Genomic DNA, 13506 nt, shown 5'->3' on the forward strand with positions numbered 1-13506 from the left:
GCCGGTACGCCGGTGCCGGGAGGGAGGATCATGCGGGGTCTGCGACCGTACGGGGACGCGCTCGGCGTCCCGTCCACCATCGTCCGCCTGTTCGCGGCGTTCGCAATGGTCGGGGCCCTCGTCCTCGCCGGCGCGGCACCGGTCCGCGCGGGCGACGAGACCTTCATCGAGGTCACCCCGAACAGCGCCCAGGCGGGCACCCGGGTGAACCTTCGGGCCAGCTGCGACAACGTCAACGACAAACAGGCCGAAGTCACCTCCGAGGCTTTCGACCGGGTGTTCCTGCGACCGGAGAACGGCTTCCTCACCGGTTCGGTCACCATCCCCGGCGACAGGCCCGCCGGCAGCTACCCGGTCAACCTGCGCTGCGACAACGGCAACACCGACAGCACCACGCTGACGGTGTTGAACATGGAACAGCCGAGCAAGGGTCCGGCGACCGGTGGCGGCGGCACGGCCGGCGGCACCGGATCGGTGCTGCTGCTCGGCGGGGCCGGGCTGGTGGTCGCCACGGTGGTGTTCGGGCTGGTCAGCAGCCGCCGCCGAGCCGGAACCGGTTCCTGAGGGGCGGATCCGTCATGGTCCGCTCCCGCCGCAGGTCGGGCCGGGTCCGCGGGCGGGCCGGGCACCGCCTGCTGCGGGCCTCCGGCCGGTTGCTCGCCGCGACGGCGGCGCGGGCCCGCCGGGTGGCCGGCGAGGCGGTCTCGGCCAGTGTCCCGATGCCGGACCCGGCCGCCCGGCCGGTGCCGCCGCGTCGCCGGCACGTCCGGGTCCGGCCCGGTCGGGGTGGCCGGTTCGTCCGGTCGGGCCCCGGGCTGCCGGTCCTGGCGATCGGCGTCCTGATGCTGCTGATCGTGACGATGCTCGGGGTGGAGCGGGTGACCGGGCTGCGCGTGCTGCCCGACCGGTTCATCGCCGGGCTGCGCCCGCCGCCGACGCAGTTCCCGGTGCTGCCGGCCAGCCAACCCGTCGGCATCGAGATCGACGAGATCGACGTGGCGGCTCCCGTGCACGAGGTGGGGATCGCCGCCGACGGCAGCGTCGCCGCGCCGGACGCCACCCGCGCCCAGGAGGCCGGCTGGTACGACCAGGGCCCCACCCCGGGCCAGTACGGGCCGGCGATCATCGTCGGACACGTCGACACCAACACCGGCCCGGCGGTCTTCCACGAGTTGCCGCAGCTACGCCGGGGTGACCGGGTCGAGGTGAGCCGCTCCGACGGCTCGGTGGCGGTGTTCGAGGTCGACCGGGTGGCCCGCTTCGACAAGGAGCGGCTGCCGGTCGACGAGGTGTACGGCGACTTCAGCCGTCCACAGCTGCGGCTGATCACCTGCGGTGGGGCGTGGGTGGGCGGCGAGACCGGGTACGCCGACAACGTCGTGGTGTTCGCGTCCCTGGTACGGGCGCGGTGACCGACGGCACCGGAGTCCGGCCCGCTGCGGGCGCGGCTCAGGCGGGCGCGACCGGGGCGGCCTCGGCTCAGGCGGCCTCGGCCTCGCGCAGGTCGAGCCAGTCCACCCAGCGCGGATCCGGGGTCCGGTGACCGAGCACCCGCCAGGCGGTGCCCTTCGGCACGGTCGGCAGTGCGTGCAGCCGCCAGCCCAGCTCCGCCGGGGTCTTGTCGCCTTTGGTGTGGTTGCACCGCGCGCACGCCGCCACGACGTTCTCCCAGGCGTGCCGTCCGCCCCGGCTGCGCGGGAAGACGTGGTCGATGGTCTCCGCCGGGCCCCGGCAGTATGCGCACCGCCACCCGTCGCGGGCGAAGATCGCCCGGCGGGACAGGCCGACGTGGGCGCGGTAGGGAACCCGGACGAACCGGGTGAGCCGGACGACCGACGGCACCGGAAGTGAATTGCGGGCGCTGTGCAGGATGCCCTCGCCGTCGGTGACACAGACGGCCTTGGCGGTGAGCACGAGGATGGTGGCACGCCGGACGGACACGACACACAGCGGCTCGTAGGTGGCGTTGAGGACCAACGCGCCGGAGCCCACCGTGGGTCGTATGTCAGGCATCGCGCTCACCCTCCCGGTTCAGCGGCCCACCTCGCCATCGCCGACCGGTGCCGGGCACAGGGCCATACACCACGTCGACGCCGGCCGGATCACCGACGTCCGTCGCGCCAATCGTCCCTGATCGGAACCGGGAATGCACGTACTAATCCTGCGTACCTGCGGGGACCCCACCCGTCGGTGGGTCGGCGACGACCTGCCGACGGGGTTGCGGTACGAAGACAGGGTGACCGCGCCGCTGACCCCCACCCCCGCCCCGCCCCGTCCCGCCCCGGACGAGACCCCGAGCCCGGAGTGCCTGGACGAGGCGCTGTGCCGGGGCGTGTGGGACTGGACCGGCTCGGTCTGGTTCGCCGAGGGCAGCTACTGGATCCTGGTCAAGCCGCTGCGGATCGTCCTGATCCTGCTGCTCGCCGTCGCCGCCCGGTGGTTGGTCCACCGCACGATCAGCCGGTTGGTGCGCACCACCAGCGACGCGGGTGTCCCCACGATGCTGCGCCCGCTGCGTGAGCGCATCCCGACGGCGGCGGCCGAACCGGGCGAGTTCGTGCCCGAGCGGCGCCGGCAGCGCGCCGAGGCGATCGGTTCGGTGCTGCGCAGCATGAGCACGGCCTTCATCTACGGCATCGCGCTGCTGATGGTGCTCAAGGAGTTCAGCTTCGACCTGGCCCCGCTGCTGGCCAGCGCGGGTATCGCCGGCGTGGCTCTCGGTTTCGGCGCGCAGAGCCTGGTCAAGGATCTGCTGGCCGGTCTGTTCATGCTGATCGAGGACCAGTACGGGGTGGGCGACATGGTCGACCTCGGCGAGGCGTCCGGCGTGGTCGAGTCCGTGGGGCTGCGGGTCACCACCGTGCGCGACGCCCGGGGCGTGCTCTGGTACATCCGCAACGGCGAGGTCATCCGGGTGGGCAACAAGAGCCAGGGCTGGGCGCTGGTCGTGGTGGATCTGCCGATCGGGTTCGCCAGCACGGAGCAGGCGGCCGCGGTGCTGCGCACCGCCGCCGCCTCGCTCGCGGTCGACCCGGAGCTGTCCCCCCAGATCGTCGAGCCTCCCGAGGTGCTGGGCGTCGAGCAGATGACCATCGACGGCGCGGTGATCCGCGTGGTGGTCAAGACGGACGCCGAGGCCCAGTTCGTGGTGGGTCGGGAGCTGCGTCGACGGCTGGCCGAGGCGCTGGAGAACTCCGGCATCACCGCCAAGATCGCGGCGGCGCGGCTCTACCCGGGCCTGCCTGTCCCGCCGTCGGGCCAGGCCAGCCCCGGTGGAACGCTCTGAATTCACGCGGTGGGTTCCGGGCCGCACGGCCCCTCGGGTATCGTCCGTTCGTTCAGTCGGAGATGCGACGATCGATCCGTCCGCCCTAGCCAGTTTGTCGGACGATCGGGCAGAATCCGGTGAACGCGCTCCCCGGAGCGTGGTCACGTCCTCGCTGATCTGCAAGATCTGACGACGGTTCCCGGGGCGGCCACCACGAGTGGGCCGTGCGGGGACGATGGAGGCGACGGTGTCCGACGAGCGACCCTCCCCGGAAGGGCCGGCAACCTTCCGCGAAGTGTTCGCCCAGCGCGAGTACCGCGCCATCTTCGCGGCCAGCACACTGTCCTGGATCGGTGACTACCTGGCCCGGGCCGCAGTCACCCTGCTCATCTACCAGGAGACCCAGTCGGTCGCCCTGTCCGCCGCCGCGTTCGCCGCGAGCTACCTGCCCTGGCTGGTCGGCGGCCCACTGCTGGCCACCATCGCCGAACGGCACCCCTACCGGCAGGTCATGGTGGTGTGCGACGTGGTCCGGGCGGCCCTGATGGTGGCCATCGCCATCCCCGGGATGCCGGTCGAGGTGATCCTGCTGCTCCTGTTCGCCACCACGCTGGCGAACCCGCCGAGCCAGGCCGCGAAGTCGGCGCTGATCCCGCTGGTGCTGACCGGCGACCGGCTGGTGGTGGGGCTGTCACTCAACGCCAGCATGGGGCAGGCCGCCCAGGTCGTCGGCTACCTGCTCGGCGCGGGCCTGGCGACGGTCAGCCCGACGGCCGCCCTGCTCGTCAACGCGACCACCTTCCTGTCGTCCGCCGTTCTGGTGCGCCTCGGTGTCGACGACCATCCGCCGGCGATGACCTCGGCCCACCGCAGTCACCTGCTGCGGGAGACCGCCGCCGGGTTCCGCCTCGTGTTCGGCAACCCCGTGCTGCGGTCCATCGCCGTGCTGGTCTTCAGCGCCATGCTCTTCTCCATCGTCCCGGAGGGGTTGGCGGCGGCCTGGGCCAACGAACGGGCCGACGGCGGCCTGGACGCCGGTGCCGCCCAGGCCGTGATCATGGCGGCGGGGCCCGTCGGCTTCATCCTCGGCGGTCTGGTGATCAGCCGGGCCTTCGCACCGGCCCGCCGGCTGGCGCTGATCCGCCCGTTGGCGGTGCTCGCCCCGCTGATGCTGGTGCCGTCCCTGCTCGACCCGCCGCCGGTGGTGGTGGCCGTGCTCGCCGCCGCGTGCGGGTTCGCGGTCGCCGGCCTGATGCCGGTGGCCAACGGCCTTTTCGTCCAGGCGCTGCCGAACGGCTTCCGGGCCCGCGCCTTCGGCGTGATGGCCACCGGCGTCCAGGTGATCCAGGGCATGGCGGTGCTGGTCACGGGGCTGCTCGCCGAGCGCTTCCCGATCCCGGCCGTGGTGGGGGTGTGGAGCGCGGCCGGCGTGGTGCTGATGTCCGTGGTGGCGCTGCGCTGGCCGAGCGGGAGCACCATCGACGCGGCGGTCACCGCCGCCCGGCAGGCCGGCGGGGTCGGCGTGCCACCGGGGCCCGTCGCTGCGCCCCGCGCCCCGCGCCGCGGCACCGCGAACCTGCCCGCGCCGGGCGGCCCGGCCAGCCGTGCCGACGTCACCAGCCCCTGAGGCGGCCCACCCGTCCACCGCGCTCCCGCCCCGGCTCGGCCGACCGGGCACCTGGCAGGATGGAACGGTGAATTCCGCAGCTGAGTCCGACCGCCAGGGTGAGGCGGTGACCCTCTTCGAGGCCGTCGGCGGTGAACCCACCTTCCGCAAGCTGGTCGACGAGTTCTACGTGGGGGTCGCCGCCGATCCGCTGCTGCGGCCCATGTACCCGGAGGAGGATCTCGGCCCCGCCGCCGACCGGCTGACCCTGTTCCTCATCCAGTACTGGGGCGGCCCGAACACGTACTCCGCCCAACGGGGGCACCCGCGGCTGCGGATGCGGCACGCGCCGTTCCGGATCGGTGCGGCCGAGCGGGACGCGTGGTTGCGCCACATGCGGCATGCCGTCGACCGGCTCGACCTGCCGCCGGCGCTCGCCACCGCCCTGTGGGACTACCTGGAACGGGCCGCCTACTTCATGGTCAACGTGATGGAGGACCCGAGCTGAGCCGGGCCCGCCGCGCAGGGAGGCCCCGTGCGGCGGGATCGCACCACTCAGAGCAGGGCGCCCTCGTCGTGCAGCCAGTCCACGAAGCTGGTGGCCACCGCCGCGCCGCAGTCGAGCAGTTCGACCAGGAGCGCGTCGTGGGTTCCCGCGCCGAGTGGCACCTGCAACTCGGCGTAGATCGGCAGTTGCCCCCGCTCGGTGGGGTCGCCCACGTACGCCTTGCAGAAGCGGCGGGTGTGGTTCCACTCGTTGACCACCCGGTATGCCCGGTCGGCCCAGTCGGGCGGGACGGTGGCGTGCGGGCGGGCCCGCATCACCAGGATCTCGTCCTCGGGGCCCTCCAGAGCGACCAGCACGGCGTGTCGCTCCCACATGGCCAGCAGATTGCCGTCACCATCAGCCAGATAACGCACGTCGAGCAGGTCGAGTGCGTTGCAGACCCGGCTCAGGGTTACGGGTTCGACTGTGGCCGGCATGTCGATCACCGGACGCTCGGTCGTCGGTGGGCAGTCGTCCCCGGGCTGTCGCGGGGGCGGCGGACCGACCCTGACGCTGCCCTCCACCGTGACTCCGCTTCGAGTTTCCGGATCACCGCCACTGGCGGGACCGGGGCGCCATGACCACCACGGCATCGCTCGCGCACCTCACTCCCCAGCGGATCCAGCCGCCTACGGTGCGTTGGATCCGAGGATGGACGGTACCCGGACAGCCGGGACGAAGCATCCCCCCAACGCCCGCCCCGGCCCAGAAGAACGACCATGGGTCATCCGTTCGGATGAACTCAGAGCGGCTTTACGGCGAGATCCGTAGCCTTCTGCGACCATGCCGCTCCGTACGGTCCCACCAGGCCGACCCATCGGCCGACCGTCCTCACCTGAACGTCGCCGTCGGTCGCGCCGAGGAACCCCATCCGCACCAGGCCCTGCACGAGCCGCTGGCTCACCTCGACCGGCTCCTCCGGGCCGTCGTCCGGCCGCACCACCACCGGCACGTGGTCCAGCAGAGCGTCCCGCAGGACCCGCTGGCCGACCGCCCGCCCCGCCACCCCGTGCGCGGCGGCCTCCCGCAGCGTGCCGGCCGCCGCCTCGGCCACCCGACGCACCTCGGTGGCCGGGAGGACCTCCACCCGGCGGCTGGCCGGCGGCGGCAGCGGCCACCGCCACTGCGCGTCGTGGCGGGCCGGCAGCGCGCCGCCGCCCGCCGTCAACTCGGCCAGCAACTCCTGGGCGGCGACGGTGGCGTCACCCGGGCCGTCCCCGGCCACCGGGCGCACCACCAGGACCCCCCACGGCAGGCGGGCCCACAGGGCGGTGCGCCCCGCGTCGGGTGTCGAGCGGAGCCGGACCGGCGCGGCCGGCTCCAGGCGGACCAGGCGGGCCAGGAAGGCACCCGCGTCGGCGACGTCGACGAGCCCGTGCCCACTGTCGGGGACCGTCCCGGTAGCCGCCGCACCGGCGGGCCGGCCGGCAACCGGGTGCCGACCCGGGCCACCGGGACGCCCCCGGTCGCCGCTCACGTCACGCCCCCGGCCGGGGCGTACGCGATCAGGAACTCGCGCTCCCCGGCGTTGATCCGTCGGGGCACCTGGCGTTCCAGGTCGAACGGGACCAGCACCGAGCGGGCCCGGCTGACCAGCCGGTCACCGTCGTACATCTCGTAGGCCACGGTGAACGACGCGGCCCGGATCTCCTCCACCCACAGCTCGATGCGCACGGTCGGAGCGGCCTCGGCGGTCGCCCGCCCGAGGGCGTAGTCGACCGGGCGCAGGTAGTCGACCTCGTGCCGGCGGATCACCACACCGTCGGCGAACGAACCCACTCCCCACGCCCGGCCACCGGCGAACATCAACGCCACCCGCGCCTCCTCGTAGAGGGTGAGGAACCGCGAGTTGTTGACGTGACCGTACGCGTCGAGGTCGGACCACCGCAGCGTGCAGTGGTAGACGAACCGGTCAGCCACGGCCGGGCCCGTCAGTCACGGGTCAGCTTGCGGTAGGTCACCCGGTGCGGCCGGGCGGCCTCCGCGCCGAGGCGGTCGACCTTGTTCTTCTCGTACGCCTCGAAGTTGCCCTCGAACCAGAACCACTTCGCCGGGTTCTCGTCGTCGCCCTCCCAGGCCAGGATGTGGGTGGCGACCCGGTCGAGGAACATCCGGTCGTGGGAGATGACCACGGCGCAGCCGGGGAACTCCAGCAGTGCGTTCTCCAGGCTGGACAGCGTCTCCACGTCCAGGTCGTTGGTGGGCTCGTCGAGCAGGATGACGTTGCCGCCGAGCTTCAGCGTCAGCGCGAGGTTGAGCCGGTTGCGCTCGCCGCCGGAGAGCACCTTGGTCGGCTTCTGCTGGTCGGGGCCCTTGAACCCGAACGCGGCGATGTAGGCCCGGGAGGGCATCTCGACCTTGCCCACCATCAGGTGGTCGAGGCCGTCGGAGACGACCTCCCACACGGTCTTGTCGCCGTCGAGCCCCTGCCGGTTCTGGTCGACGTACGACAGGGAGACCGTCTCGCCGACCCGCACCTGGCCGGAGGTGGGCTGCTCCAACCCGACGATGGTCTTGAACAGGGTGGTCTTGCCGACGCCGTTCGGGCCGATGATGCCGACGATGCCGTTGCGCGGCAGCGAGAACGACAGGTCGTCGATGAGGATCCGGTCGCCGAAGCCCTTGGTGAGGTGCTGTGCCTCGATCACCGTGTTGCCCAGGCGCGGGCCCGGCGGGATCTGGATCTCCTCGAAGTCCAGCTTCCGGGTCTTCTCCGCCTCGGTGGCCATCTCGTCGTACCGGTCGAGCCGGGCCTTGGACTTGGTCTGCCGAGCCTTGGCGTTGGAGCGGACCCACTCCAGTTCCTCGGAGAGCCGCTTCTTCATCTTGGCGTCGCGGCGCCCCTCCACGGCCAGCCGGGCGGCCTTCTTCTCCAGGTAGGTGGAGTAGTTGCCCTCGTACGGGTAGGTCCGGCCACGGTCCAGTTCCAGGATCCAGTTGGCCACGTTGTCGAGGAAGTACCGGTCGTGGGTGATCGCCATGACGGTGCCGGCGTACTTGGCGAGGTGCTGCTCCAGCCACTGCACGCTCTCGGCGTCCAGGTGGTTGGTGGGCTCGTCGAGCAGCAGCAGGTCGGGGGCCTCCAGCAGCAGCTTGCACAGCGCGACGCGACGGCGCTCACCACCGGAGAGCTGGGTGACCTCGGCGTCCGGCGGGGGGCAGCGCAGCGCGTCCATGGCCAGTTCGAGCTTCGAGTCGATGTCCCACGCGTCGGCGTGGTCCAGCTCCTCCTGGAGCTTGCCCATCTCCTCCATCAGCTCGTCGGAGTAGTCCGTCGCCATCTGCTCGGCGATCTTGTTGAACCGCTCCAGCTTCGCCTTGGTCTCGGCGACCGCCTCCTCGACGTTGCCGAGCACGGTCTTGGCGTCGTTGAGCGGAGGCTCCTGGGCGAGCATCCCGACGCTGTAGCCGGGCATGAGCCGGGCCTCGCCGTTGCTCGGCCGGTCCCACCCTGCCATGATCTTGAGGAGGCTGGACTTACCGGCGCCGTTCGGCCCGACCACACCGATCTTGGCCCCCGGCAGGAAGTTCAGCGTCACGTTGTCGAGCACGACCTTGTCGCCGTGCGCCTTGCGCGCCTTTTCCAGGACGTAGATGAACTGGGCCACGGTGGGGACTACCTCCGTCGGTTGCGTCTGGGTTGCGGGGCACGGGCGCGGGCCGCGAACTCCACCCGCCACCGCCGGCCACCGGCCGGCCACGCGCACGCCGCCGTCAATCCTGACAGGTACGCCGCACCGCGCCCACATCACCCCGCCCCCGGGGCTGTCGGCGGGTCGCCGGATTGTCAACAAGATCACGTATTCGGTTCGGCGAGCGTGGGAAGGGTAGGTGACTCCGGCACTGGGCCTCTGACCTCGCAGCTACGCTCAGTACGCTCATCGCGGGTTGACCAGTCAGCATCCGGAGGTGGCCGAACGTGACCGTCCGCAGCTCCTTTGTCGTAGTGGCGAACCGACTTCCGGTGGATGAGGTGAGCACACCGGAAGGACGCGAGTGGCGGCGCAGCCCGGGCGGCCTGGTCACCGCGCTGCACCCCGTCCTCGCCGAACATCAGGGCACCTGGGTCGGCTGGGCCGGCGGCACCGGGGCGGCACCCGACCCCTTCGACCTGGAGGGCATCCGGCTGCACCCGGTCCCGTTGAGCGCCGAGGAACTGGAACGCTACTACGAGGGCCAGTCCAACGCGACGATCTGGCCGCTCTACCACGACGCCGTCGAGACTCCCGCCTACAAACGACGCTGGCGCGAGGCGTACCGGCTGGTCAACGCCCGGTTCGCGGAGGCCGCGGCGGAGGTGGCCGCCGAGGGGGCCACGGTGTGGGTGCAGGACTACCAGCTCCAGCTCGTCCCGGCGATGCTGCGCGAGCTGCGACCGGATCTGCGGATCGGGTTCTTCCTGCACATCCCCTTCCCGCCGATCGAGCTGTTCATGCAGATGCCGTTCCGCACCGAGATCCTGCGCGGGCTGCTCGGCGCCGACCTGATCGGGTTCCAGCAGCGGCTGGCGGCGCAGAACTTCGTCCGGCTGGCGCGTCACCTGCTCGGCCTGCGGTACGAGGGTCAGATGATCCAGGTGGACGGCCGGAAGGTGAAGGCCGGCGCGTTCCCGATCTCCATCGACACGAAGGAGATGGAACAGCTGGCCGCCGACCCGTCGATCCAGGCGCGGGCGAAGGAGATCCGCGAGGAGCTGGGCAACCCGAAGACGATCATCCTGGGCGTGGACCGGCTCGACTACACCAAGGGCATCGAGCTTCGCCTCAAGGCCTTCCGGGAACTACTCTCTGACGGAAAGTTGACAGTACCGGACGCCGTTATGGTGCAGGTTGCTACGCCGAGTCGCGAACGGGTGGAGCACTACCAGGCACTTCGCGTCAAGGTGGAACGCGAGGTTGGTCGGATTAATGGCGAATTTGGCAGGGTCGGCGTGCCTGCGGTGCATTACCTGCATCAGTCGTACAGTCGCAGGGAACTGGCCGCGATGTACGTCGCTGCCGACGTGATGATGGTGACCCCGCTGCGAGACGGAATGAATCTGGTGGCCAAGGAGTACGTCGCATCGCGCGCCGACCAGGGCGGCGCGCTCGTGCTCAGTGAATTCGCCGGCGCCGCCACCGAGCTGCGCCAGGCATTTTTGTGTAATCCGCACGACCCGGACGCGGTCAAGGACGCGTTGCTGCGGGCCGTGCACGTGGAGAAGGCCGAGGCCCGTCGACGTATGCGGACGATGCAGCGCCATCTGCGCACACACGACGTGGGGCACTGGGCGAACTCGTTCCTGACCGAACTCAGGGTTCCGGATGCGGAGGTCGCGTGAACGCCGCTGCCAACGAGATCGTCACCCCGCCCGCGGGGACGATGGACCCGGAGCTGCGCGCCGCCATCGGCCGCATCGCCCGCGTCCCACAGCTCCTGATCGCCTGTGACTACGACGGCACGCTCGCCCCGATCGTGTCGGACCCGAGCAAGGCCGTGCCGCTGCCCGAATCCGTGGCGGCCGTGCGTGCCCTGGCCGCGTTGCCGCAGACCACCGTGGCGGTGGTCTCCGGCCGCGCGCTGCGCGACCTGGCCGCGCTGTCCCGGCTGCCCAGCGAGGTCCACCTCGTCGGCAGCCACGGCTCCGAGTTCGACATCGGCTTCGTCGAGCGGCTCTCCCCCGAGCTGATCGCGGTACGCACCCGGCTGCGCGACGCGCTGCGCGAGATCGCCGCCGCCCACCCCGGCATCCGGCTGGAACGCAAGCCCGCCAGCGTCGCGGTGCACACCCGGGGGGTCGACCCGCAGGTCGCCGCGGCTGCCGTCGAGGCGGTCCGCAACGGCCCCGCCACCTGGGACGACGTCACCGTCACCCAGGGCAAGGAGGTCATCGAGCTGTCGGTGGTCGCCACCCACAAGGGCACCGCCGTCGACCAGCTACGCACCCAACTCTCGGCCAGCGCGGTGCTGTTCATCGGCGACGACGTCACCGACGAGAACGCCTTCGGCAACCTGCACGGCCCGGACGTCGGCATCAAGATCGGTCCGGGTGACACGAAGGCCGGCTACCGGGTCGCCGAGCCCATCGAGGCGGCCCGTGCGCTCGGGCTGCTGCTGGAGACCCGCCGGCACTGGCTCTTCGGCGAGCGGGCGGTGCCGATCGAGCGACACTCGATGCTGGCCAACGGCCGTACCGTCGCGCTGCTCACCCCCGAGGCCAGGGTCACCTGGCTCTGCCACCCCAAGCCCGACTCTGCCGCGATCTTCGCCGACCTGGTGGGCGGCAACCCGGCCGGGCACTTCAGCGTGGCGCCGGAGCGCGGCGGCATCCCGCTCGGCCAGCGCTATCGCTCGGGCACCATGACCGTGGAGACGCGCTGGTCGGGGCTGACGGTCACCGACTGGCTCGACACGCCGGACGCGGTCGCCACCCCGGACGGGCCGGCCATCGTGGCCGGTGACTCGGTCCTCATCCGGGTGCTCACCGGCAGCGGCCGGGCCCGGGTGGAGTTCGCGCCCCGGCCCGAGTTCGGCCAGGTGGCGGTGCAGTTGCAGCCCGTCGGCGACGGGCTGCTCGTGCTCGGCTCCAACGAGCCCGCCTCGCTCTACTCCCCCGGCGTCGAGTGGGAGGTCACCAACGACGGCGGGTACGAGACCGGCAAGGCGGTGGTCGACCTCTCCGCCGCCGGCGGCCAGGTGATCCTGGAACTGCGCTTCGGCACCCACAGCCTGGAGCACCACCGCCTGCCGATCCACGAGCGCCAGGCCGCCGCGGAGCAGCCGTGGAAGGACTGGGTGGCCTCGCTGCGGCTGCCGTCGACCGCCCGTGAGCTGGTGGCCCGCAGCGCGCTCACCCTGCGGGCCCTGTGCCACGAGGCCACCGGGTCGATCCTGGCCGCGGCGACCACCTCGCTGCCCGAGGAACTGGGCGGGGTCCGCAACTGGGACTACCGCTACTGCTGGCTGCGGGACGCGGCGATGACCGCGCGGGCGCTGGTCGACCTGGGCTCCATCGACGAGGCCGAGGCGTTTCTGCGCTGGGTCGACGGCTGCGTCGAGCGCACCGGCGGGCACCCCGAACGGCTGCACCCGCTCTACACCGTCGACGGCTTCGAGCTGGGCGCCGAGGCCGTCATCGACACGCTGCCCGGCTACGCCGGCTCCCGGCCGGTCCGGGTCGGCAACCTCGCCAACCACCAGCTCCAGCTCGACGTCTTCGGGCCGATCGCCGACCTGATCGCGGCGACCGCCGACGCGCGTGGCTCGGTCCGCGACGACGAGTGGCGGGTGCTGGAGAACATGGTCGAGGCGGTCCGCCGGCGCTGGCACGAGCCCGACCACGGCATCTGGGAGGCCCGCCTCCCCCCGCGGCACCACATCTTCTCCAAGGTGATGTGCTGGATGACCGTCGACCGGGCACTGCACGTGGTGCGCCAGCACGGTGGCGAGGACCGACCGGAGTGGGTGGAACTGCGCGACCGGATCGGTGCCAACGTCCTGGAGTACGGCTGGCACGAGCACGCCGAGGCGTACAGCGTCGCGTACGGCGACGAGGACATGGACGCGTCCTCGCTGTGGATCGGCCTGTCGGGGCTGCTGCCGGGCGACGACCCGCGTTTCCTGTCGACGGTGCTCAGGATCGAGGCCGACCTGCGCAGCGGTCCGGTGGTCTACCGCTACCACTGGGACGACGGCCTGCCCGGCCGCGAAGGTGGCTTCCACATCTGCACGGCGTGGCTGGTGGAGGCGTACCTGCGGACCGGCCGGCGCACCGACGCCGAGGAGCTGTTCACGCAGATGATCGACACGGCCGGGCCGACGGGGCTGCTTCCCGAGCAGTACGACCCGCTCGCCGAACGCGGGCTGGGCAACCACCCGCAGGCCTACAGCCACCTCGGCGTGGTCCGTTGCGCCCTGCTGCTGGACAACATGCTCAAGCAGTGACCCGCGCCTGAACCGCGACGGCGGCCGGAGAGTTCCCGCTCTCCGGCCGCCGTCGTCCGTGCCGGTCCCCCGCCGATCCGAGCCGGTGGGGCGGGCGAATCGGCGGGGCAGGGTGAGCCGGCGAGACCGAGCGAGCCGGCGGGGCAGAGGCGAGTCGGCGGG

At 71.9% G+C, this 13506-nt stretch carries 12 protein-coding genes; 7 read left to right on the forward strand and 5 right to left on the reverse strand.

Features of this window, described 5'->3' with window-relative positions:
- The first annotated feature begins 105 nt into the window (after positions 1 to 105).
- Together GA0070616_RS06805 and GA0070616_RS06810 are read left to right on the forward strand one after the other, a co-directional pair.
- Entirely contained in the window at positions 106 to 564 is a 459-nt protein-coding gene (locus GA0070616_RS06805; RefSeq protein ID WP_175440245.1) for a hypothetical protein, read from the forward strand.
- A gap of 14 nt (positions 565 to 578) precedes the next feature.
- Complete coding sequence (locus tag GA0070616_RS06810; RefSeq protein ID WP_091078045.1) at positions 579 to 1412, forward strand: class F sortase; 834 nt, start codon at positions 579 to 581, stop codon at positions 1410 to 1412.
- A 67-nt stretch (positions 1413 to 1479) separates the two neighbouring features.
- Here GA0070616_RS06810 and GA0070616_RS06815 read toward each other — a convergent pair whose 3' ends face one another.
- The gene (locus tag GA0070616_RS06815; protein WP_091078049.1) at positions 1480 to 2013 is read right to left on the reverse strand and encodes an HNH endonuclease; all 534 of its coding nucleotides are present in this window, start codon (positions 2011 to 2013) and stop codon (positions 1480 to 1482) included.
- Between the two features lie 133 nt (positions 2014 to 2146).
- Here GA0070616_RS06815 and GA0070616_RS06820 point away from each other — a divergent pair, with 133 nt between their 5' ends.
- From GA0070616_RS06820 to GA0070616_RS06830, 3 genes are all read left to right on the forward strand, one after another.
- Complete coding sequence (locus tag GA0070616_RS06820; RefSeq protein WP_091078052.1) at positions 2147 to 3286, forward strand: mechanosensitive ion channel family protein; 1140 nt, start codon at positions 2147 to 2149, stop codon at positions 3284 to 3286.
- A 217-nt stretch (positions 3287 to 3503) separates the two neighbouring features.
- Positions 3504 to 4895 (forward strand): MFS transporter, encoded by a 1392-nt coding sequence (locus tag GA0070616_RS06825; RefSeq protein ID WP_091078056.1) that lies wholly within the window; start codon positions 3504 to 3506, stop codon positions 4893 to 4895.
- Between the two features lie 67 nt (positions 4896 to 4962).
- Entirely contained in the window at positions 4963 to 5382 is a 420-nt protein-coding gene (locus GA0070616_RS06830; protein ID WP_091078059.1) for a globin, read from the forward strand.
- Positions 5383 to 5429: 47 nt separating this feature from the next.
- On the opposite strand, the gene GA0070616_RS06835 is transcribed toward GA0070616_RS06830, so the two are convergent.
- From GA0070616_RS06835 to ettA, 4 genes are all read right to left on the reverse strand, one after another.
- The gene (locus tag GA0070616_RS06835; RefSeq protein ID WP_091078063.1) at positions 5430 to 6014 is read right to left on the reverse strand and encodes a type III secretion system chaperone family protein; all 585 of its coding nucleotides are present in this window, start codon (positions 6012 to 6014) and stop codon (positions 5430 to 5432) included.
- 149 nt (positions 6015 to 6163) lie between these two features.
- Positions 6164 to 6898 (reverse strand): DUF8185 domain-containing protein, encoded by a 735-nt coding sequence (locus GA0070616_RS06840; protein WP_425412930.1) that lies wholly within the window; start codon positions 6896 to 6898, stop codon positions 6164 to 6166.
- Entirely contained in the window at positions 6895 to 7341 is a 447-nt protein-coding gene (locus tag GA0070616_RS06845) for an acyl-CoA thioesterase (protein ID WP_091078067.1), read from the reverse strand. The genes GA0070616_RS06840 and GA0070616_RS06845 overlap by 4 nt, the downstream gene beginning before the upstream one ends.
- A gap of 11 nt (positions 7342 to 7352) precedes the next feature.
- Positions 7353 to 9029, reverse strand: a complete 1677-nt coding sequence (ettA, locus tag GA0070616_RS06850; RefSeq protein ID WP_091078071.1) for an energy-dependent translational throttle protein EttA — start codon at positions 9027 to 9029, stop codon at positions 7353 to 7355.
- Between the two features lie 311 nt (positions 9030 to 9340).
- Between ettA and GA0070616_RS06855 the strand changes: the two genes are divergently transcribed.
- Together GA0070616_RS06855 and otsB are read left to right on the forward strand one after the other, a co-directional pair.
- Positions 9341 to 10741: an alpha,alpha-trehalose-phosphate synthase (UDP-forming) gene (locus tag GA0070616_RS06855; RefSeq protein WP_091078073.1), complete on the forward strand. Its 1401-nt coding sequence runs from the start codon at positions 9341 to 9343 to the stop codon at positions 10739 to 10741.
- 41 nt (positions 10742 to 10782) lie between these two features.
- Positions 10783 to 13344, forward strand: a complete 2562-nt coding sequence (gene otsB, locus GA0070616_RS06860; RefSeq protein ID WP_091090093.1) for a trehalose-phosphatase — start codon at positions 10783 to 10785, stop codon at positions 13342 to 13344.
- Positions 13345 to 13506 lie beyond the last annotated feature (162 nt).

Origin of the sequence: Micromonospora nigra (genome assembly GCF_900091585.1) — a bacterium.
GTDB classification, from domain to species: Bacteria; Actinomycetota; Actinomycetes; order Mycobacteriales; family Micromonosporaceae; genus Micromonospora; species Micromonospora nigra.